Origin of the sequence: Bacillus sp. NPDC077027 (assembly GCF_050269555.1) — a bacterium.
Taxonomy (GTDB): Bacteria; Bacillota; Bacilli; order Bacillales; family Bacillaceae; genus Bacillus.
Window position 1 is genome coordinate 209,091 of the sequence record NZ_JBNNIO010000004.1, and the last position, 21,870, is coordinate 230,960.

Below are 21,870 nucleotides of genomic sequence, written 5' to 3' on the forward strand. Positions count from 1 at the left end.
TTATGAATTTTATAAACTCTTCTATGGGAGATATAAACATAGATCCTCCCATAGATATTAAAGAAACAGGAGCTTCCTTTTTATTAGGAAAGTGGAAAGGATATCAACCCCATAAAGGTAATACAATACTTTTGGATAACATAACAGAATGGATAAACATACACCAATTCACTAATATGGATATAAAAAAAGAGAATATACTGATTGTTCCAGGGGCATCACTAGGACTTAGTGTTTGTTATAGCTTGGTAGGGTCCAGAGATCCTGGGATTGCGATTCCCGATTTTGCTTTTCCCTTATACAAGAGAGAAATTATGTATCAAGGAATCAATAGGTATGAATACAATATTTCGAGTTGTGATTGGAATAAAACTTTAAGTGATATAGAGTTATCTCTGAAGCAGGGGTGTAAGCATATACTATGGAATGTACCTCATAATCCTACTGGGAAAATTGCTCCTTTATATGTTACAGAACAACTATGCAACTTGGCTAATCAATATAATTCTTTCATTATAAGTGATGAAGTATATTCTTCATTCCACCATACAAATAAGGTAGTAAGCCCATATGCTATTGATCCAACTAGAACTATTGTAATAAGCAGTTTCTCAAAAACATTTTTAATGTCGGGATTTAGGATAGGATATATTATTGCTAATAAAGATTTGATAGATGAATTAGCGTCGAGGATCTGGAATAGACACATGTCTACAAGCTTTATTGCACAAGATATAGCCAATTTATTTATTGAGAAGTATCCCCACTTTGGTGAGTTGTTGAATGGTTTAACAATCACAAACCTTTCTATAGCGATGAAACTCTTAGATGCAAAGAAAGTACGGTATATAAGGCCAGATGGAGGCATATTTATTTTAATAAATGTAAGAGATCTAGGATTAGATTCAGTTAGTTTCACTAAATTATTCTATAAAGAGAAGAATGTATTAGTTATGTCGTGTTCTGAGTTTGGAGATTTCGGAAATGATTGGATTAGAATTAATCTTTGTATGAATACAGAAACATTGAAACAGATGTTGAGACGTCTCCTATACTACTTTAATTAAAATTAAAAAAAGAGGCATTATATGAAAACACTTATTATCGGTTCAGGAATGATTGGAAGTCATTTAGGTCTTGTACTAATAAAAAATCTAAGTGATGTAATAATAGTTGATGGAAATATTGATTTTGATTATATTAATAAAATTGGATTACAAGACGTGCAAATTATTGAAACATATTTAGATACTCCTAACAAACTGGATGAAATCATAAATATGTTTAATGTAGATAATATTGTTGTTTGTGCAGGAGCATTAACACCTTCTCTTATCATAGACCCTCAGCGAGCAATAACAAACGAATCTAAATTGATAGGGAGTTTAATTAGATCAAAAAGATTGTTGAAGCTTAAAAAACTAATCTATATTAGCAGTTTTGCTATATATGGAAATGGAAAAAGGGACGAAGAAAAGGAAGTGTTTCCTAAGTCAAACTATGGATTTGTTAAATTATATAATGAAAGATTATTAATAGAATGTATTCCGGAAGAAATACTTATCATTCTACGGCCAACAGGCGTAATTGGTCCCGTAAGTAGCAGGAGCGGTAACTGGATGAGTAAATATATAAGGGAAATGTTTAAAGAAATACCTGGAAATGCAGAGGATTTTTTTCAGGAGAGAGAAATGATAGATGTAAGGGATATTGCTAATATTATTGAATTATTTATAGCAACTAACAATGTAGCGGGTATTTATAATGTTGGTACTGGAAATGTCGTGAGTGCAAAAGAGTTATTAAAATCTTTTATTGAAGTAACTGAGAATACTGGGAATACTCAACTGATGAATATAATGACTGATTCAGAAAACCAAGGATCTATTATTAAAACTAATGTCGAAAAGCTATTTAAAAAAATAAAATATACACCTCAATATGAAATTAAAGATTCATTAAAATATATACAAAAAATGCTAACGGAAAGTGATTGAAATGATAAATAACATAAGAACACAAGTTATAAACAATTTAAAAATAGGTATTGTATGCTTTGAACTCCCAATTGGCTCAGCACATTTAAATGGTGGTGAAGCCCATATGTTAGAACATTTGATTTGTAATCACATAGCAAACAAGCACGGGATTGGTATCGAAGGTAAAACCTTTAGAGATAAAACATTGTATTGGAGTATAGTTTTAGAAAATGAGGTTCATTTGTGTAAAAATATTTTATCCTCTATTAAGGATTTAGAGGTAAGTATAAAAGATTTAAATAAAGAAAAGATGATTATTAAAAATGAAATTGAATTAAGAGAACATAATAAAAAAATAGTATTACTTGAAAGTTTATATAAGACGATCTTTTATGGGACATCCCTTGAGAAACCTATTCCTGGAACATATCAAGATGTCGATAGAATTCGTTTAGAAAGGTTAAATTCTATAATTAAAAATAAATATTGTTCTTCTGTTAATATTTATACAATAGGTCCATGGACATTTAAAGAAGTATTAAATGAATTGGATATTAGTGAACCTATAAAGAAGTATGAAAACGAACAATCTGAATTGTTTAACCAATCTAAGCACAATAATAATAAATATATCAAAGAAAGCTATCAATTTAAATATACGTACACATGGGTATTAGATACTGATTCTTTAAAAGAAGATACTATATTAAAAAAAAATTTTTTAGAATATGTGCTTAACAATCGTTTATCAGTGGTGAAATTATCTAATAATTCAAGAATTAAAATCGATAAGATATTAGATAAGCTTATTATAAATTTGCATACTGATATAAATATAGATCAAAATTACAAAGAGTATTTTAGTGTATTATTCAATTCTACCATGTCTGAGAACGAGTATTCATCAGCGTTGTTGCATATTAATAAAGTGAGAAAATCCCTATCTTGTAGTTTAAGATCCATGGCAGAGAATTATAACCTATTGTTCGTTGAGATTCCAAGATATGAATCTATAAAAAAATTTATGGGAGATATAATTAAATTCCTTAAAGGATCATATAATTTCAAGATATCCTGGGGGAAGAAGAATAGAAAAAGCACACAAACAAATATAAATAAAGGTAAGCATGATGTTCTCATAACGGGTCTAAAATCTACTATTGAAAAAAGTATTATAAAACCCAAGAAGCATCTTGTAAAATCTCCATTTACAAATGTGTATAGAGTCTTAGTTCGATTTAATTGTATTAGCCTTGGACATTATATGCCTATTAAATATATAAAAAAAATATTATCTCCTGGTATTTCTTTAACAGGTATAAGATTTGAAGGGATAGATACTTTATTAGAATTTTCTTTTAACGAAGCTAAAATTGGTAAGAAGTTTATAGAAGATTTACCAATAGCAATTGCTGTTGATGAAGAAATAACACCCCAAGACCAATACTATATAAATAACGACAACTTTTTAAAGTCTAATATGTTAAAGTTGATAAATAGTTATTATATATTCGATGTTTATGAGATTTGTTTAAAGAACCTTTTCATACTTGCTAGTCCAGATAGTGTTGAGAAAGATATGATTGATTTAAATGAGGCTGTTGAAAAAAAACTTTCTCATTTGAAATTTGAAGAGTACCATAGAACAAATAAATCTGTAAATGTTAATCTTAAAGAATCCCTTTCTGGAATATTAATTCAACTACCGCCCAACTCTAGTTTAAATTTACTGTTACAAGAGGCTGCGATTGCCAACGGTTCTCCATTTAAAACATTGAGTGATTTTATGAGAGTTAATATGTATATTTATAATATTTCTCATAGTATGTTTAAGTTAGGAGAAGATTATTATATATATTGGGTTTCAAACTTTTCACTTACTTCACACAAATTCAAAAACACAACTATGAATTGGCTTTATTATATTCAAATGAATGCAACAAAAGTGATAAATTGGAATAGAATTTTATTTTTGTCTCAGAATAGCTCATATCAATATTCAGTAAATCAAGTTTTAAGAGATAGCGAAAGAATTAATTACTTTTGCGTAGATTTTTCTAGAAAGCCTAATGGAAGTGATGTTTCTAAACATATAGAAGAAATATTTTCTATTAATTTTAAAAGCAGGTGACAAAATGAATAGAAATTCAAAACTTCTTTGGAGTGCAGATTTCACATCCGTATTTGGAAGTTCACTTTATAGCTTAGCATTGACACTCTTGGCATTTGAAGTTACAGATAATGTTTTCTCATCAGGGATTGTTTTATTTCTAACAACAATTCCGTATTTTGTATTTGGTTTTATCAGTGGAAGTATTATCGATAAAGTAGATAAAAAGAAGATAATGTTATTCTGTGATTTCATCCGAGCGATTTTAGTACTATCGATTCCTTTGCTAGATGCATTAGGTTATCTAAACTATGGATATATTATTTTAGTGGGTATATTAATGACAGTATTTAGAACTTTATTTTTTCCTGCTAATCAAGCATCAGTTAAACTACTAGTTACCAATGATAAGGAACTCAATACTGTTAATTCTTATCTAAGTATGACCAGAAATTTAAGTTCTATGTTAGGTCCAGCTTTAGGGGGAGTATTGCTTATTTTTAATTGGTCAACCATAACACTTTTCTTAATAAACTCCTTTACATTCTTATTATCAGCAGCTTTCATTAGTAGGATTCATTTTGTTGAAGACTCTAACTTGATAAAAACTAAAAAAAATGTCTTCTCCTCAACAGCAGAAGGTTTTAGTTATGTTTTTAGTAAACATAAGTTACTAGGTATCATGATGTTTGCTTTTGTAATTCAATTAATTGTAAGTTCAGGAATAGTTCAGCTAGGAGTTCCAACAATTTTAAGAAAAGCTCAAGTAGAAAATGTAGAATCTCTATTTGGATATATTACGGCCTTTATAGCGGCTTCATCAGTTGTCATGACTATTATTTTTTCAAAGATAGATATTAAAAATCCTCACAAATGGATTTTTGGGGGGTATTTTATAAGAGGAATATCCTTTATTGTAATATTATTTTTGCCCAATTTAATGGGTCTTTTTATTATGAGTTTTATATTAGGAATTAGTTATGTCATCAGCGGAGTGACTCTCACTACTTACATACAATCAAATACACCAAATAATATGTTAGGGAGAACTTTAGCTTTAAGATCAACTTTAGGAAATATAGGTGATTCATTGTCTTACTTGTTTGTAGGAGTAGTTTTATCAAATATTTCTGCTAATTTAGCGTTTTTAATCTTTGGAGTGATTTCTGTAATAGGAACTTTTATAGCAATATCTTTGTGGAATAGTGGAAACAAAAATGAACTCAAAATACCTAAAAAGAGAGAGGTTAACTTATGAAAATTGTCTTAATATCTGGAAGCGCCTCACCACATTCTCATACAACTAACTTATTAAATTTCTTGGATGAGATAATATCAAGTAAAGGAATTGACACTGAATTAATAGAATTAATACAATTTGTTATGCCGAACTGTAATCCAGAATTCCATAGGTCCCCTGAAGATCATTCAGATACAAATGTTAAAAAGTTTGTAAATCTAATTCATAAAGCAGATGCTATTTTAATAGGGACACCAAATTATCATAACTCTTATTCAGGAATTCTTAAAAATGCACTAGACCATTTAAATTTCGATCAATTAAAAGGAAAGGTTGTAGGATTAGTGTGTAATGGGGGAGGAAAACATAGAAATGTTCAACCATTGGATCATTTGCGTATAGTAATGAGAGCATTTAATTCAATCGTTATACCTAATCAAATTGCTACATGTAGAGCTGATTATATCGGTGGAGAGTTAGCAGCAGAAGATATAAAAAGAAGGTGTCAAGCTTTTGTAAATGAGTTAGTCTCATTCCATTATTCATTAAATAGTATTAGTGAATAGATATAAGGTCAAGAGACATTTTTATTTCTAAATTTGGTAAATTATCATTCTGTTTGTCTAATTAAATTAAACTTCTCTCAGTCCTTTTGATACGTAGTCTGTAGCCAAAATAGCGAGCTCAGTAATTCAAGCTGAAGAATGCAAACAACGGAGATAGTCGAAGGGAGAAAACATCATGCTGATAAGTGAGGATATTTTAAATCGAAAAGGGACCAGAAAAGTTAGTGACATTCCTGACGAAGTCTTGAAGCTTTTGAATCAAGGCAAAATAGAGAGTGTGAATCTAACTGAATGGTTGGCTGTTCATCATATTTCTTTATTGCAACATGTCTTGCCATCCATCGGCTTAGAAGATCAGTTAGGCTATATTTCATCTCAAGTTACCAAACAAAAAGCGGAGTCTGGAATGAAAGCAATTCGTTTGATAGGGAACTTGCTAGATGAAGTGATGATGGGAGAAAGTGAGAAAAAACAAGCGGATGTGATGCAAGCATGCGCTCATCATGTATCAGATAGCGTTCGTTGTTGGGCTGCATATATGAACAAACAACATCCATCTTCGCTAGAAGAAAAATTGGCATACATCCAGCCTTTTGCAGCCGATCATCATTTTGGCGTTCGGGAAATTTCTTGGATGTCGGTGAGAGAAAGCCTCACCCATCAGCTTGATCAAAGTATAGAACAATTAACGGAATGGGCAAAAAGTGAAGATGAAAATATTCGTCGATTCTCTGTAGAGGCTATTCGCCCAAGAGGTGTATGGACAAAGCATATTGATCTATTAAAACAAGAACCACAAAAAGCACTTCCTATTTTAGATGTATTAAAATCTGATCCATCGACATATGTTCAAGATTCTGTAGGGAACTGGCTAAATGATGCGAGCAAAACGCAACCAAAGTGGGTAGAGAGCCTGTGTGAACAGTGGTCAAAACAATCTGATACAAAAGCGACAGTCAGAATTGTGAAGAAAGCCAAGAGAACCATCGTGAAGGATAATTTGTAAAAATAGACTAGGTGAAAGCTGAGATCCTTTAGGAGGGGAAGTGAGGAAAATGCACTTTCCCTATTTGTGTTGGTTTTTGAAGTGATTGCTTGACGAACCATCAATCTATACAAGAAGATAAGGAATAAATGTGAGATAAAAGGGAGTATTTACATGATACATATTTTATTCGGTGCATCACCTGCTGGATGTTTTCAAATGACATTGAAAAAAATGAAGAGACATCAAAAAGAACAGATCATTGCATTTGATGATATATATTCGATTGGGCCCTTGTGGCAGCTACATGAAGCATCAGGAAGAAAGAAGCGAGTTGAATGGTTGAAACAAGTAGTCACAAACGAGTTTTATCAGTTCGATGACATGGTTGAAATGGAGGACAAAGCACGTGAACAAGTAAGAGCTATTTCAGGTGGGGAGAAAATTATCATATGGACGTGTGATAGTGCCCATGAACAAATTGGTTTAAGATACGCTCTTTATTTGTTAAAGGGGAAGGACGTAGAGATCACTATCATCAATACGTCAGAGGCTTATGAACAGTTATTACAAGTAGAACGAAGTAGATTTACACCAAGAAACTCAAGTGAAATCTCTCACGAAATATTTCAACATATCTATGAAAAATGGCCTCATACTACATTAACTGGTGACGAAAGAAGAAAATTTGAAAATGAATGGGTCCCTTTTGCTCAGGAACATCATACATTGAGAATTTGGAGAAGCGGAGAAATCATCAGTGTATCGGAAGATGAGTTTGATGGATTTATCATCAAAATGGCAAAAAACATACAGTCTACACAGAAACCAGATGAATTCATGGTGGCTACTCGGCTGATTGGTGAGGTAATTGGTCGTTTAGAGCAGTATGTCAGCGATGAATTTTTGCAATATCGGTTGAGACAGTTAATTAATCAAGGCGCATTTGACATGAAAGGTCGTTTAACATCAATGCGCTATTATCATATCAAACTGACAGAACATGCTGAGAATCAAAATGAATATGTATGCTGTAGTACGTTTGAAAAAGAAAAAAGTTTAAGAATTGAAGGAGACTATGGTGCTGATCCTTTTTGGTGCGGTCATTGTGGTTGTAATTTAGAAGTTGAAGACTTTCCAGTGAGCGATGCGCTTTATCAGGAACTATTTAGCTGGGCAATGGCATATGGCAGGTGGTTTGATGAAGAAACAGATGAGCTTCTGCCAAGCGGGGTTGAATTAGAAGATGAATATAATCAGTCAGGTGTTTTGTTAACAGAAAAGGTGCGTAGTGAATTAGGTTCAACTTATCATGTCGAATATGCCCCATCTGTAACGGCAAAGCATATTGCTAAACATTTATCGAAAGAGCAGTGATGAACTGCTTTTTTTTGATTATATTTTGAGGTGTATTTTCTACGAATTATGCCAATTATCAAATATTTTATTCTAGTTCATCCCACAGGAGTCGCCAGTCTTCGATTCCAGTGGAATATCAATTGCAGATGAAGCAGCCTCACCAATGTTTTGTAGCGAGCGATCAATGATTCTATTTACGAATTGGTCATTTCAGATAAAGTGCGATGTAAGTTGTCTAATTCTTTCTTTGTTGGGAAAGAACTGATCATCAAAGTGGGTCGGTCACAACGATCTGAAAGATCCGTATCCGTTACGATTAAATCGATTTGAGATTGAGCCATATAAGATTCATTTAAAAAATTTTCCGGACTGGTAAAAATTTGAATGGGGTGAACCGCACTCGTTTTGATCAAATCCGCAATAAACAGGCTGTGATTATATCCTAAAGTCGAAGTGACGAAGATATTGACATGTGTTTTTCGTTCCATTTCTAATTGAACAAGTCCTCTCCAGTTTGAAGTAATCATACATATCAATTCTTGCTGATTTCTGACAAAGGGTGCTAATATATCATCTGTTTTTAATTGTTGGATCATATTAGTGATCCTTGAATAGAAGTATGGAAGCTGCTTTTTCACCTCTTCCACAAAACGTGCTTTCTTTTTGAAAAGGAAGCCGTCTCTTCCAGTAATTTCGTTCGTGTATACATGATATTGTAGCAAAAGTAGTGACAGTAATTTGCGATTACTGATTTCTTTATGATAAATCAACTCCAGTTGATCAATAAATGATTGAATAGCTTCATATAGACGAGGTGTATGCAAACGGAAAAATGCGAGCTTCTCTTGAATGGACTCAATTGATTTAAAGTGCCCAATGGATGGCTCAATTAAAAATAAGAATACAAATTCATGATGATCCAACGTAATATTAAATTTTTGTTTAGCCTTTTCGCGAATATGTTCTTCCCATGCACTAATCTTATTGGATACGACCTTTGCTTCTGATGTTTGTTTTTCTTCAAGCATGGAGTATGTAAACTTGCGTTTGATTGTAAAATTTTGTCTGATTCGATGAACAAATACTGCAAACCACAGACAGTATTTATCAATGGCGACATCAGGAACATTTACTCCAAGAATCTGAAATAAGTCTTGTAAGAGGTCAGCTGTGTCTTGTTTGTTAATCTGATCGAATGGCCAAAGTCTGTTACCGTAAATTTCAAAGAAGAATTCGACAAAGAAATGCCGTATTTCTTTCTCATTACCATAGAATTGCATGCTATCCGGACGTAATTCGATGTCATATTCTTCAAGCGCGGTATTGATTTTATTTATCGTGTTATACAAAGTGGATCTGCTAATATTTAGCGTCTCCATCCATTTGTGGAAAGACATTTTATGTTCGAAAAAAATGCCATGTATCAATCGAATTTCAATATTATCTTTTAAAATTTCTTTTATATAGTAGTCCACTCGTAAGTTCTGTTTAAAGCAAATAGAGACACCCTGTCTTGGCTTCATGCGAATTAAAGGCTCTCCATCCTCTGTTTTAAAGGTCTTCATTTGCTCTAGATCACTCTGAATGGCACGAACAGAGCCAATCTTCTCATCAGCTATTTCCTGAAAAGTCCACCACTTATTTCTGGATACAAGCAGTTTTAATATTTGTATCCATCTTTTTGATTTATTATCAATGAGTTCCATTAAGGTCATAACTCCTTCCCATTTTTTATTCTCAAACCATATGTTGATGTCAGAACAAGCATGAAATGATTGTAATCTCTGGTATATATCCTTTTGTCTTTTTTTTTCATTATAAGAGAGAAAAATTTTAGACGAAAACAAATGTTATTGGTTTATTTGGCATGTTTTTCTTATAAAAGCATTAAAAAAAACCATAAATATAATAAAAATGGATCTGTTTAGAATTATTGTTTAGTTTTTTGCTAGCAAGATGGCAAATGTAAGAATAAAAAGCTTGAGATTTTTGATTAACATATTGTAGGGGGTCAGCGAAATGAAAGATCGCTGAATGCTGCTGCTGTTATCGAAGTTTCACTACACTCAAAATAATCTGGATTTTCATATTTCTGAATAGTACATGAATACATGCTTATATAAGCATGTATTAAATGTTGTAGATGATGAAAATTTTGTTCATATCATGATTCCTCTTTATCCCCCCATTTTTACACAACCACAAACAGGCCAATTCAAATCAATGTGCATCCTGAATATGAAGTATTATTCACCTCTTAGAATGCATAAGGTCTTTAAGGGTGCTATCAATTTGAAAAAATAACATATAGAGGCGGAGTGAGTCTATAGATCAATCATAAGTGATTTTACATTGTTTGGAAATTAATTTTTAAAAAAGGGTGGTCGTATTGAAAAGAATTTTATCGCTGTCTCTCATTGTGTTATTAATCATACAGTCGAGTATATTAGGAATCTTCCCTTTAGGGAATGTAAAAGCCGAAGAATTCCACAAAGAAATTTATCGCGGCATTGAGTTTGCTGATGGCGAAGGAAACATTGTATCAAACAATGAAGAGCAAAACATCAGTAAAGCCATTGTTCATTGGTCACTGAAAGGAATCGACGCGAAGAAAGGGCATCCGTATGTCCTATCTCTGCCTTCGTCGATACAGGTAGAAAAAGAACAAAAAGATTCAATCATCGTCAATGAAATACATGTTGGAGATTACACAATTTCTAAAAAAAATGAAGTGACGATTATATTTAAAGAAGATATTGAACTTGATCCAAGTATAGAAGGTTCAATAGACATTGAAGTAACCAATGTAGAAGAACAGGAAAAACAAACAAATAACAAAGAAAAACAAGATCAGTCTGCAGAAGATCATTCCGCAGACGATACAGATTCAAGCACGATACATGAAGACACTCAAACTGAACAAAAACAAAATAATGAAGAAGAGATTCTCACGAATAAAGTAAAGCTCTCTCAACAAATAGGACTACAAAATGCTGTGCAAAATAGTCTTATTACAGAAAATATTCTCACCGATGCTCATTTAACGTATGAAGATCAGCAAGGAAATCCAGTGGATGCCCCTGATATCAACTCGCTCATTTCGATTAACTATGAGTGGGCGCTTCCAAATGGTCATGGTTATAAGGGCGGAGATGAATTCCATTTCAAGGTCCCAGAAGAATTAGTGATTTATGAAAAAATAAATCGTCTTGAGATGAAATTTAACCAGGTTACCATTGGTTATTTTTCTGTAGATGAAAGTGGAAATGCCTCTATAGAATTTACGGATTTTGTAAAACAATATTCAAACATTCATGGCACGCTACAAATCTGGACGCAACTAGATAAACAAACAGTGATCACAGAAGAAAAAGAAATAGAGATTACCCCGATTGAAGGTAAGGATATCGTCACTATTCCAATCACTTATATCCCAAACGGTCCCAACGTTTCGAAAAAGGGAGAGCCAAATCGAGCTTACAATGCTGAAACCATTCAATGGACAGTTGACTTTAATATGGACTTAGATGATATCAAACAAGCCAAGCTGATGGATCCTATTCAAGACGGTCAGGCATTAAAGAAAGATTCAATCAAGCTTTATCGCATTGACACAAAGCTAAATGGTGAAACATCAATTGGTCAGGAGGTTGATCAAGACCATTACACAATTGGTCAAACAGCAGACGGTCAAGATTTCACGATTGAATTTAAGGATGATATGCACCTCGCCTATCGTTTGGTCTATGAGACCGACATTACTGATCAAGATCAGTCTACATTTCGTAATAAAGCATCGCTTGTCTCTGCTGACAAGGTGATCAGTTCAGCAGAAGGAACGGTGAATGTGACGAGAGGAAGTCCTTTAGATAAAAAGGCTGTACATTATGATCCCGTGACTCAGACCATTACATGGGAAATTCGTTATAACTACAATGAAAAAACCATTGCCAAAAAGGATGCCCTGTTGGAGGACTTTTTTAATGGCACGCAGGAGCTCATTTCTGATTCGTTTCGTGTGAAGGAAGTCACGATTGATCAGAATGGCGCTGAATCAGGGACTCAGGATTATCACGATTACACAATTCAAGATCAAAAAAATGGAGATCAAAACGGGTTTACTCTTCAATTCAACCATGATATTCAATCAGCATATCTCATCACATATCAAACAAAAGCCACTGAGCGTATTTTTGATGCTGAAAATATTGTGAATACCGTTACGACTGGCAAGGAGACAAAACAAGCAAATCAAAGAATTGATCAACAAATTCTGACGAAACATCATGGAACACCGAACTACAAAGACAAAACCATATCGTGGAGTATTACATTTAACAAAGACCAAAAAATCATGAAGAATCTTTTGTTAAAAGATACATTCACGAATGAAGGGTTAACGTTACAAAAGGACAGTTTGAAGATCATCACAGGCAATACGGTTCTTGAGAACGGAATTGATTATGACATTGTCGAACATGATAACGGGTTTGATATTCAATTTTTAAAAGAAATCAAGACCGAGCATACAGTGACGTATACGACTTCGTTTGATTATGAGAAAAGAGCAGATAAGGATCAAAAAAATCTGCGAAATCATGTGAAGCTTGAATGGATTGATGAAGATGGAAATGATTTTTCTAAGGAAAATCAATCGGTTTTCACGCCTGACAACTATACTCAATCCAATGGCTTTAAGAACGGTTCATACAATGCGGTGACAAAAGAGATCACATGGAACATTGGTGTGAACTACAACTTGAAAAATCTAAATGAGGCGAGAGTCGAAGATTTCATTCAAGGAAATCAGAAATTGTTAAAAGATTCGATTACCGTTTATTCACTTGACCTAAAGGGTGAAGAAAACGGTACAGAAGAGAAAGAGGTTTTACCAGAAGAAGATTACGAGATCAATTTCCTTGAAAATGCTAAAGGAGAGACAGGATTTGAAGTTATCTTCAAAAAAGCAATCGACTCACCATACAAAATCACATATAAAACGAGTCTCGAAGGAATGGATCTAGTAGAGAAAGCATATGAGAATACAGCTACACTCTATGAAGGAAAGACGAAAGAATCTGATGTGAATGCGACTGTACCTATCCCTAATGGTGGGAAATATACGAGCAAATCAGGAAGTCAAAATGGGAAAATCATCGAATGGAAGCTGAATATCAATTTCGGTCAATCAACGGTTCAAGATGCAACAATCATTGATAATCCGAGTGGTAATCAAGCATTAATAGAAGATTCCTTTCATCTTTATATGACGACAATAGATGAAAGTGGGCAGGTCACAAAAAAGGATAAGCTAGAAAAAGGGAAGGATTATGAGCTAAACCTAGAACTAAATCCAGATTCCTTTCAAATCCAATTTACAGAAGAAATCAACCGGCCGTATATTCTAGAATACCAATCTCTTATTCTCGATAAGGTTGGAAGTACGCTTCAAAATGAAGTGACTTTTAAAGGAGAAAATGTTCAAGAAATAAAGAAAGAATCAGAAGCATCCATTATAGTAAAACGTACGGCTGGAATGGGAGATGGAACGGGTGACATTGGCGCTTTAACCATCAAAAAGACGGACGCAAGCAGTGGAAAAGCGCTAAAAGGAGCGAGCTTCTCCCTGACAGATGCTGCTAGTGGGGTAGTCATTGGAACAAAGACGACAGATGAAGAGGGAAGCCTCATATTTGATCGCCTTTTGTACGGTGATTATACGGTCACAGAAGTGAATGCACCTGATGGTTATCTAAAGAACAATGAAACGATGTATGTGACAATCGACCATCCATACGAATCAGGAGATCAAACAAAATCTGGGACTGTGATCACAGTACAGAACCAAGAAATTAAACAGCATGTAGAATTGACGAAAAAAGACAAAGAAACTGGTGTCACGTTAGAGAATGCAGAATTTGAACTGCAAAATGAAGCAGGAGATCCATTACAAACAAATTTGAAAACGGATGAAAACGGGGAAATTCTCATAAAAGACCTTGAACCTGGGTCCTATTATTTTGTTGAAACAAAAGCGCCAAAAGGCTATCAATTAAATGTTCAAAAATGGCCGTTTACGATCAAACAGAATCAAACCGAAACGACACTTGTAACAGCCATGAATGAAATTCGCACAGGTTCAGTGGAGCTAAGCAAAACCGGTGAAGGCGGAGAATTACTAGAGGGTGCACAATTCAAGCTATTAGACGAAGATGGGCATGAATTGCAAAGTCAGCTTGTGACAGGAGAGAAAGGGAAGATCGTCATCGATCACCTCAAGCCTGGGACGTATCAATTTGTGGAAACAAAAGCACCAGAAGGATATGTATTAGATGATACACCGCTCAAATTTGAAGTGCCATTCGATCCGAAAGAGCCGGTGGTAATCTCGAAAAAGAACATGTATAAAACGAGTGAATTAGAGATAACCAAAGAGGGAGAAGATGGTAAGACGCTTCAGGGTGTTCACTTTGAAGTCCATGATCAGAATGGAGAAGTCATTCGCAAGGATTTAAAAACAGATCAGGATGGCAAATTGCTGATCGACAACCTCAAACCAGGCAAGTACCAGTTGGTAGAGACAGAAAGCATTGAAGGATATAAAAGGAAGGCTACACCGTACCTATTTACAATCGAATTTGCACAAGACACACCAACAACTCTTAAAGTCATCAATGACCTGAAGACTGGAGCAGTCCAGTTAATCAAGTTTGGTGAAAAGAATGAAGCGCTTGCGGGAGCGGAGTTCAAACTTTTAGATGCAGATGGAGAAGAACTGCAAACCAATTTAATGACAGATCAAGATGGAAAGATCATGATAAGTGATCTCAAGCCAGGAACCTATCAATTTGTTGAAACAAAGGCTCCATTTGGTCATGAATTAGATGAAACACCTGTGACATTCGCCATTCCATTTAATCCTCAAAAGATGGTGGAAGTAACGAAGGAAAATACCCGCAAAACAAGCGGTGTCGTTTTACAGAAAAAAGGGGAAGATGGCAAGTCATTAGAAGGTGTCGTCTTTGATTTATTTGAAGAAAGTGGAAAGGTTGTTGCAGGAGGAGAAGGACTAACCACGAATGAAGAAGGAAAGATTACTTTCTCAGGTCTCAAACCGGGAACGTATCAATTTGTCGAAACAAAAAGCATTGATGGTTATGAGTTAAATCAAAACCCACTTACATTTGAGGTTGAGCTTGGTCAAAATGAACCCGTACTCGTTGAAGCAATCAATCAACTGAAGAAAGGTTCAGTTGAATTGACAAAATTAGGGGAAGAAAAAGAAGTGCTAAAAGGAGCAGAATTTAAGCTCTTGAATGAAAAAGGAAAAGAATTGTTGTCTGGTTTGAACACTGATGAGAAAGGAATCATCACTGTAAACGATCTGAAGCCTGGGGCATACCAATTGATCGAAACGAAAGCACCATTTGGTCACCAATTGGATCAATCACCAGTCGAGTTTAAGATCAATTTTAACCCGCAGAAGATTGTAAAAGTCACAAAGGATAATGTCCGTATGACCAGCTCTGTGACACTTCAGAAAAAAGGGGAAGATGGCAAGCCACTAGCTGGAGTGACCTTCGATCTAATAACTGACAAAGACAAACAACTAAAGAAAGGGCTGAAAACGGATCGAAACGGTCAGTTGACTGTCGATCACCTAAAGCCAGGGCATTATCAGTTTGTCGAGACATCTAGTATTGCAGGCTATGACTTGGATGAAACACCGATCCCATTTGCAATTCAATTAGGGCAAGACAAACCGACGCAAGTAGAAGTCATCAACAAGCTAACGACAGGCTCAGTTGAACTGACCAAAGTAAATGAGAAGGGGAATGCTCTTGAAAAAGCGGAATTCTCTCTTCTGAATAAAGAAGGAAAGTCATTGAAGAGAGCACTTGTGACAGATCAAGATGGCAAAATAACTGTCGATGACCTGAAACCAGGAGCATATCAATTTGTTGAAACAAAGGCACCTTATGGCTATCAGCAAGATGATAAACCGATTCCATTTAAAATTGCTAAAAATCAGCAAGAAACGCTTAAATTGACGGTGAAAAACCAATTGGTATTAGGAAGCTTACGCATTTTAAAAGTAGACAGCGAAACTGATAGAACCTTAAAAGGGGCAACATTTGAAATCAGTCGACAAGACGGAAAAACGATCCAATCTGTGACGACTGGAAAAGACGGAGAAGCAATCACGAAAGGGCTTGAACCAGGTGACTACACGCTCATAGAGACGAAAGCACCGAACGGCTATGTGGCTTTGAAAAAGCCAATCCGGTTTACGATTGAAATGAACCAAGTGGATGTCAAGACCATCATCGTTAAAAACACAGCGGTGGAGATCGAGAAGGAACAGCCAAATCCACCTAATTCAAACAAAGGTGATCAAAAACAGCCAAATCCACCTAGTTCAAGTAATCAAAAACCACCTTACAACACAAACGGTGAACTTCCGAAGACCGGAGAAGAATGGATGCGCTATTTCATGTATGCAGGTATTTTCTTTGTTGCCATAGGGACAGTTCTTCTTGTTGTCAGAAGAAAAAGAAGAACGGACCAGTAAAAGAAAGGAACGAGTCTATTGTGGAAACCGAAAATCTTGGTAGGTAGTTTACTTGTACTCGTAGGTCTTATTGTGATATCGGTCCCTCTTTTGTATGAATGGCAAAAAAATAAAGAGGTCATTGCAATGGAACGTGCATTAGACATGATCGAAGGGAATAACAACGACACTGCTGATCTTTCTTCAATTAAACATTTAACAGTATCAGAGGAAGAGCTAAACAATGTCATGGAGCTAGAGATTCCCTCTATTGATTTAATTGAAAAGGTGCTGCCTGTCACGTCAGAAGAGAATCTGAGTATTGCACTTACACAAATCAAACCTCATCAAGTACCAGGGCAAGGGAATTTTGCGATTGCAGGTCATAGAGGCTATAGAGGGGATCGGCTTTTTCGCAAGTTGCCAGAAGTGCTTAAAGGAGACAAAGTGCTATTGCGTCATGGCAACGAGACATATACGTATCAAATTGTCAGATCTGCCATCATTGAACCGAATGAGGTTGATGTGTTAAAGGATCAGCAAAAAAATGAAATCACCTTGATCACTTGCACACTTGATGGTAAGCAACGTTTTGTCTTAAACGGGATACGAATAGACGCCAAAAAAGGTAAGAGTATGTAGCGATGATTGTACACAGCCTAATTGATTTCAATGACAAGGAAGTGAGTGTCTCTTGCGTACAAAGGAAATGTTACACCAATTTTTAGATGAGCATTATCCATCATTAAAAGGTGAGCATTGGCTAGTTGATGTTGATACCATCAGAACATCACCAATTCTTCACCCTTTATTGAAAAAAAAGCTGCCGATTGGCGTCGAAAAATTCACCTGTGTTTTGTTCACCCAGCAGACAACATACATGGTAGATCCCTTGATGGTGTACTTGTTATTAGATGAAAAGGGCGAGTCATTTTACGCAATTGATATCTTGAATGAGCAGGGGATGGTTCATTAAATGCAACAAAGAAAGGAAGGGAGTAGATGCTCCTTTCCTTTTTTTTGTGTAGTAAAGACGTTTACGCATACAATTTCAAACCAACAACACCAACGACGACCAATAGTAAACTCAGCAATCGGATCAGGTTTTTCGGCTCATTGAAGAGCAGCATATTAACGAGTACTGATCCAGCAGTGCCAAGTCCGATCCAAGTTGTATAGGCAATAGACACTTGAACGGAAGAAAATGACGCATATAAAAATAAAAACGATGCCGCAAAGCCGCCGACAAATAATAAGCCAGTGCTCACTTTCTTTTGTTTACTAAATAAATTGAGTCCAACCGTACCGCCGATTTCACAGACGGAGGCTACCAGGACAAAAAGCCAACCCATTTATATCGCTTCTCCTTTTTGGATGTTTTCTGGCACATCTGATACTTTTAAACCGATAATGCCGACAATTAAAATTCCCATAAACAGCAGTTTTTCTACTGAAAAAGAACCACCAAACAATGCAAAATCCATAATAGAAGTTCCAATTGTACCGACACCTGCAAAGATCGCATATACCGTTCCAGTCGGTAATTTTTCGCAGGCCTTCATTAAAAAATAAAAATCAACAGGAATGAGGCAAATAATAATAGCCCACTGCCATAGGGCATCTGCTTTATTTAGGCCAAATACCCAAATTAATTCAAATAAACATGTTAATCCAACATAAATCCAGCTTCTTTTCACAGGAGCTCCTCCTAAACTGACGATTCGTCATTTTTGAGCCATAAAAGAGAGTACAGCACAAGCTGTACTCAGGCTGTCGAGATTTTCTGGACAGCCTGAGGTTGCCATTTTGGCAACCTCATTTTGATTATTCAAAAATGAAATTTCTTAATGGATAAAGGTATTTAAATGATAAGTAACCTAGACAAAAACCAATTGTATTTAAAATGAAATCATCTACATCAAAACTTCTGTAAGTAAAACCAATTAAAAATGAAATCATCAACTGGCTCATTTCAATGATAAATGAAGCAAAGAAACCAATTATTAGTACACCTTGAATTTTTAAAGATGATTGATTAAAAAAGAATGGTATAAATATACCCAAAGGAAATAGCAATATTAGATTTCCACCTATTTGAGTGACTATAATAGATAAGGAACTTGCACGAATTGTCTTTATTATGGTTTTTAACGGTATCAAATTATTTTCTTCTGCAAATCCCTCGGAGATTCGATCATTCATCAAATCCATATCTATTGGGATAGGGAATAATGTAACACATAGAAGTCCACTAAGATAAGCAAAGAAGCCGAAAATAAAGATACTTTTTTCAATTGGATACCGTTTTCCTTTCAAAAATACAACTTTACAAATTCTGAACAAAATAAATAGAATGTACATCAATAAACCAATAAAAATCGCTAAACCATTCGTCATCATTCAATCACCTTCAAAGTCTCAGTACAGCTTGTGCTGTACCCATTTAAGAGGCCTCAATGCCAAGTGCGTATATGAGAAATTGTTTGACCTCTCGTTTTTGAATGAGCACCTCGTCTGTATCTGTTTCGGTAAACAAATACATTTGCTCGGCAGATGACTCTAGTAAGCCAATAATAAATTTCGCCGCATATTGACAGTTCAAATTTGATCTAACGCGCCGTTCTTGCTTGGCTTTTTCTAAAAACGATGCAATCCATTTGTAAATAGGTTCATAAATATCTTCCCACTCTTTTAAATGCTCAGTTGCTGCAAGTCCTGAATAGGTGAGGGCGAGGACATCCCGATATTGCCTTGTGAAAGAGAAAATAAATTCAACTAGCGCATTTGCCTGATCAAGCACATCAGCATGCTGCGTTAATTCTGTTTCAATAGCAGGAACCATTTGCGAAATCAGGTGCTCAGCAATGGCTGGCATCACCGATAACTTAGAGGGGAAATACAAATAGTATGTTCCTTGTGCGACACCTGCTTTTTTCACAATGTCTGAAATAGTCGTCTTTTCAATCCCCTTTTCTTGAAAAGCATCTATGGCTGCGAGCATAATTTTTTCTCGTTTAGACATTTCATCATCACCCCTTAAATGAATGAATGTCATTCATTTTATGTAGAAACTGACGATTTGTCAATAGCCCTTTTGAGGTGCTAACCTCATATAGGCTGTAGTACAATCAGGGATAAGCTATGAATAGATGATGGACTGTATGAATAAGCTGTAATATGTCCAAGCAATCTAATAAACAAATAGAAAGGAGCTACACATCTATGAAATTATTATCATCACTTCCAATCGGCTCCTTACTGCTACTTGTTTTATTGTTTGTTTACATGCGATTCAGGTATGCGAAGAAGCGCAATCAATCCATGTATTTGTTCACAGAAACTGCCCTTGCATTTCTGTTTTTTTATACGAGCACACTGCTTTATTTAACGGTATTACCCAATCAATTTTCCGCAGCAAAAGATCAAGTGAGTATCAACTTCATTCCATTTCATTCGATCTATCAAAATTTTCATGCACTGCATCATGGTTACCCTGCACTCGTTTACTTAAATATCATTGGGAACATTTTGCTATTTGTACCGATTGGCTTTTTGCTTTTTTGCGGTTTTAAAAAAATGACATGGCAGAAAGCGGTCTTGTCAGGTTTTCTGTTATCGACAAGTATTGAAATGTTGCAATTTTTGTTTTCTACATATGGCATCATTACAAGAAGTAGTGATGTTGATGATATGATCTTAAACACGCTTGGTACAGCGATTGGCTGCATGTTCTACATCTTATATCGAAGCAAAAAGGGGGTGTTAAGGTGAAACGAATTTGTATCATTCCGTGCGGAGCTAAGAAAATATGGGATGTGTCACAAGATGCCGGTAGCCAGCCAGCGCACCTTGTGTATTTAAGCCCACTACATCAACGAACAAAAACCTATGCACAAATGTTTTTTGATGATTGGATGATTCTATCAGGAAAGTACGGATTCTTGCGTGAAGGCGACATCATTCCTGCAAATTATGATGTGACGTTCGGTACAAATCATATAGAGCTAATTACAGAAGAACAGCTCCGACGCCAATTTTATGAAAAACAGCTAACAGCCTTTGATGAGTTGGTGCTGCTTGGCGGGAAAAAATTTAGAAAAGTCATTGATCCACTTCTACTAGACCATCAGCATGCGAATTACCCGCTCGCACCATATAAAGGAATTGGATATATGTTAAAAGCACTAAAAGAAGCAACTGAAACTGGGACAGAACTAACAGCACATGAATAAAATGATATCTTATTGTCTTTCTATGCAGGGTTTTAAAGAATGAAAAGCGAATTGTTTGTTTGTAAGCGATGCCAAAAAAGATCAGCTCACCTTTTCTACCGACGAATGAATGGAAATTGATCCTATATTAAAAGGGGGCAGTACTCATGACAACAATCTATTTAGCTGGTGACTCGACCGTTTGTTCTTACCCAGATCGTCCTGTTCAAGGAGGTTGGGGGGAGTATCTCCACTTATATACTGCAAATGATGTGACGGTGATCAATAAGGCAATTGGAGGCAGAAGCTCAAAGACGTTTATTGAAGAAGGACGGCTCGACGAAATATTAGCCGAGATTCAGCCGGGAGACTGGCTTTTTATCCAAATGGGGCATAACGATGCGTCCACCAAAAAACCGGAGCGACATACTGACCCTTTTACTACGTATAAGGCCTACTTATCACAATACATTCAAGGGGCAAGAGAAAAAGGAGCAAACCCTTTACTCCTGACGCCAGTTGGCCGCTTTCACGAAGAGAATGGGGTATATATCAATGATTTTCCTGCATATTGTGAGGCGATGAAGGAGCTGGCTGATGAAGAACAAGTGCTGATCGTTGATTTAATGACAGCAAGTCTTGGCTTTTATCAGGCATCAGGTCATGAAAAGACAGCATCATATTTTATGCTTTCAACTGGTATTGATGATCGTACACATTTTACAAAAACAGGTGCAGATGCCATCGCAAGACTCGTTTCACTTGAACTAAAAGATATTGGATTGTCATTTGTTTAAGCTACGTTTAGGACGAGTTTTAGGGCTCGTCTTTTTATTTTTGTAGAAAGTTATTGCCACCACTTACTCCCG

18 protein-coding genes are annotated in these 21,870 nt (G+C 35.4%); 13 read left to right on the forward strand and 5 right to left on the reverse strand.

From position 1 onward, the window contains the following. The first annotated feature begins 2 nt into the window (after nt 1–2). The 7 genes from ACQKEZ_RS15565 to ACQKEZ_RS15595 all read left to right on the forward strand — a co-directional run bounded on the left by ACQKEZ_RS15565 (nt 3) and on the right by ACQKEZ_RS15595 (nt 8,257). Entirely contained in the window at nt 3–1,067 is a 1,065-nt protein-coding gene (locus tag ACQKEZ_RS15565) for a pyridoxal phosphate-dependent aminotransferase (RefSeq protein WP_427302301.1), read from the forward strand. Nucleotides 1,068–1,088: 21 nt separating this feature from the next. Further along, on the forward strand, nt 1,089–1,997 hold the full coding sequence (locus tag ACQKEZ_RS15570; RefSeq protein ID WP_427302302.1) for an NAD-dependent epimerase/dehydratase family protein: 909 nt from the start codon (nt 1,089–1,091) through the stop codon (nt 1,995–1,997). Nucleotide 1,998: 1 nt separating this feature from the next. After that, nucleotides 1,999–4,110, forward strand: coding sequence for a hypothetical protein (locus ACQKEZ_RS15575; RefSeq protein WP_427302304.1), 2,112 nt, complete (start codon nt 1,999–2,001; stop codon nt 4,108–4,110). A gap of 4 nt (nt 4,111–4,114) precedes the next feature. Next, entirely contained in the window at nt 4,115–5,347 is a 1,233-nt protein-coding gene (locus ACQKEZ_RS15580) for an MFS transporter (protein WP_427302306.1), read from the forward strand. Continuing rightward, nucleotides 5,344–5,895, forward strand: coding sequence for an NADPH-dependent FMN reductase (locus tag ACQKEZ_RS15585; protein WP_427302308.1), 552 nt, complete (start codon nt 5,344–5,346; stop codon nt 5,893–5,895). Before ACQKEZ_RS15580 ends, ACQKEZ_RS15585 begins: the two co-directional genes overlap by 4 nt. A gap of 175 nt (nt 5,896–6,070) precedes the next feature. Continuing rightward, complete coding sequence (locus ACQKEZ_RS15590) at nt 6,071–6,901, forward strand: DNA alkylation repair protein (protein ID WP_427302310.1); 831 nt, start codon at nt 6,071–6,073, stop codon at nt 6,899–6,901. A 153-nt stretch (nt 6,902–7,054) separates the two neighbouring features. Beyond that, nucleotides 7,055–8,257: a DUF1835 domain-containing protein gene (locus tag ACQKEZ_RS15595; protein ID WP_427302312.1), complete on the forward strand. Its 1,203-nt coding sequence runs from the start codon at nt 7,055–7,057 to the stop codon at nt 8,255–8,257. Between the two features lie 176 nt (nt 8,258–8,433). Here ACQKEZ_RS15595 and ACQKEZ_RS15600 read toward each other — a convergent pair whose 3' ends face one another. Beyond that, nucleotides 8,434–9,945, reverse strand: coding sequence for a helix-turn-helix domain-containing protein (locus ACQKEZ_RS15600; RefSeq protein WP_427302314.1), 1,512 nt, complete (start codon nt 9,943–9,945; stop codon nt 8,434–8,436). Nucleotides 9,946–10,628: 683 nt separating this feature from the next. Between ACQKEZ_RS15600 and ACQKEZ_RS15605 the strand changes: the two genes are divergently transcribed. The 3 genes from ACQKEZ_RS15605 to ACQKEZ_RS15615 all read left to right on the forward strand — a co-directional run bounded on the left by ACQKEZ_RS15605 (nt 10,629) and on the right by ACQKEZ_RS15615 (nt 17,766). Further along, complete coding sequence (locus tag ACQKEZ_RS15605; protein ID WP_427302316.1) at nt 10,629–16,811, forward strand: SpaA isopeptide-forming pilin-related protein; 6,183 nt, start codon at nt 10,629–10,631, stop codon at nt 16,809–16,811. A gap of 18 nt (nt 16,812–16,829) precedes the next feature. Further along, nucleotides 16,830–17,432: a class D sortase gene (locus ACQKEZ_RS15610; RefSeq protein WP_427302317.1), complete on the forward strand. Its 603-nt coding sequence runs from the start codon at nt 16,830–16,832 to the stop codon at nt 17,430–17,432. A 67-nt stretch (nt 17,433–17,499) separates the two neighbouring features. After that, the gene (locus tag ACQKEZ_RS15615; protein ID WP_427302428.1) at nt 17,500–17,766 is read left to right on the forward strand and encodes a hypothetical protein; all 267 of its coding nucleotides are present in this window, start codon (nt 17,500–17,502) and stop codon (nt 17,764–17,766) included. A gap of 61 nt (nt 17,767–17,827) precedes the next feature. Here ACQKEZ_RS15615 and ACQKEZ_RS15620 read toward each other — a convergent pair whose 3' ends face one another. From ACQKEZ_RS15620 to ACQKEZ_RS15635, 4 genes are all read right to left on the reverse strand, one after another. Then, the gene (locus ACQKEZ_RS15620; RefSeq protein ID WP_427302319.1) at nt 17,828–18,142 is read right to left on the reverse strand and encodes a DMT family transporter; all 315 of its coding nucleotides are present in this window, start codon (nt 18,140–18,142) and stop codon (nt 17,828–17,830) included. Then, nucleotides 18,143–18,487: a DMT family transporter gene (locus ACQKEZ_RS15625; protein ID WP_427302320.1), complete on the reverse strand. Its 345-nt coding sequence runs from the start codon at nt 18,485–18,487 to the stop codon at nt 18,143–18,145. Between the two features lie 127 nt (nt 18,488–18,614). Then, nucleotides 18,615–19,190, reverse strand: coding sequence for a VanZ family protein (locus tag ACQKEZ_RS15630; RefSeq protein ID WP_427302322.1), 576 nt, complete (start codon nt 19,188–19,190; stop codon nt 18,615–18,617). A gap of 43 nt (nt 19,191–19,233) precedes the next feature. After that, the gene (locus ACQKEZ_RS15635) at nt 19,234–19,812 is read right to left on the reverse strand and encodes a TetR family transcriptional regulator (protein ID WP_427302324.1); all 579 of its coding nucleotides are present in this window, start codon (nt 19,810–19,812) and stop codon (nt 19,234–19,236) included. A 200-nt stretch (nt 19,813–20,012) separates the two neighbouring features. On the opposite strand from ACQKEZ_RS15635, the gene ACQKEZ_RS15640 reads away from it, so the two are divergent. From ACQKEZ_RS15640 to ACQKEZ_RS15650, 3 genes are all read left to right on the forward strand, one after another. After that, entirely contained in the window at nt 20,013–20,561 is a 549-nt protein-coding gene (locus ACQKEZ_RS15640) for a VanZ family protein (protein ID WP_427302326.1), read from the forward strand. After that, nucleotides 20,558–21,022: a DUF6884 domain-containing protein gene (locus ACQKEZ_RS15645; RefSeq protein WP_427302328.1), complete on the forward strand. Its 465-nt coding sequence runs from the start codon at nt 20,558–20,560 to the stop codon at nt 21,020–21,022. The genes ACQKEZ_RS15640 and ACQKEZ_RS15645 overlap by 4 nt, the downstream gene beginning before the upstream one ends. A 146-nt stretch (nt 21,023–21,168) precedes the next feature. After that, nucleotides 21,169–21,798, forward strand: coding sequence for a rhamnogalacturonan acetylesterase (locus tag ACQKEZ_RS15650; protein ID WP_427302330.1), 630 nt, complete (start codon nt 21,169–21,171; stop codon nt 21,796–21,798). The last annotated feature ends 72 nt before the right edge of the window (nt 21,799–21,870 follow it).

Excerpts from the sequence above, each read along its gene's own strand:
- ACQKEZ_RS15635 (WP_427302324.1), bottom strand. The coding sequence starts at position 19,812 with ATGTCTAAACGAGAAAAAATTATGCTCGCAGCCATAGATGCTTTTCAA.
- ACQKEZ_RS15590 (WP_427302310.1), top strand. The coding sequence starts at position 6,071 with ATGCTGATAAGTGAGGATATTTTAAATCGAAAAGGGACCAGAAAAGTT.
- ACQKEZ_RS15620 (WP_427302319.1), bottom strand. The coding sequence starts at position 18,142 with ATGGGTTGGCTTTTTGTCCTGGTAGCCTCCGTCTGTGAAATCGGCGGT.
- ACQKEZ_RS15575 (WP_427302304.1), top strand. The coding sequence starts at position 1,999 with ATGATAAATAACATAAGAACACAAGTTATAAACAATTTAAAAATAGGT.
- ACQKEZ_RS15580 (WP_427302306.1), top strand. The coding sequence starts at position 4,115 with ATGAATAGAAATTCAAAACTTCTTTGGAGTGCAGATTTCACATCCGTA.
- ACQKEZ_RS15615 (WP_427302428.1), top strand. The coding sequence starts at position 17,500 with ATGTTACACCAATTTTTAGATGAGCATTATCCATCATTAAAAGGTGAG.
- ACQKEZ_RS15585 (WP_427302308.1), top strand. The coding sequence starts at position 5,344 with ATGAAAATTGTCTTAATATCTGGAAGCGCCTCACCACATTCTCATACA.
- ACQKEZ_RS15600 (WP_427302314.1), bottom strand. The coding sequence starts at position 9,945 with ATGGAACTCATTGATAATAAATCAAAAAGATGGATACAAATATTAAAA.
- ACQKEZ_RS15565 (WP_427302301.1), top strand. The coding sequence starts at position 3 with ATGAATTTTATAAACTCTTCTATGGGAGATATAAACATAGATCCTCCC.
- ACQKEZ_RS15570 (WP_427302302.1), top strand. The coding sequence starts at position 1,089 with ATGAAAACACTTATTATCGGTTCAGGAATGATTGGAAGTCATTTAGGT.
- ACQKEZ_RS15650 (WP_427302330.1), top strand. The coding sequence starts at position 21,169 with ATGACAACAATCTATTTAGCTGGTGACTCGACCGTTTGTTCTTACCCA.
- ACQKEZ_RS15595 (WP_427302312.1), top strand. The coding sequence starts at position 7,055 with ATGATACATATTTTATTCGGTGCATCACCTGCTGGATGTTTTCAAATG.
- ACQKEZ_RS15630 (WP_427302322.1), bottom strand. The coding sequence starts at position 19,190 with ATGATGACGAATGGTTTAGCGATTTTTATTGGTTTATTGATGTACATT.
- ACQKEZ_RS15640 (WP_427302326.1), top strand. The coding sequence starts at position 20,013 with ATGAAATTATTATCATCACTTCCAATCGGCTCCTTACTGCTACTTGTT.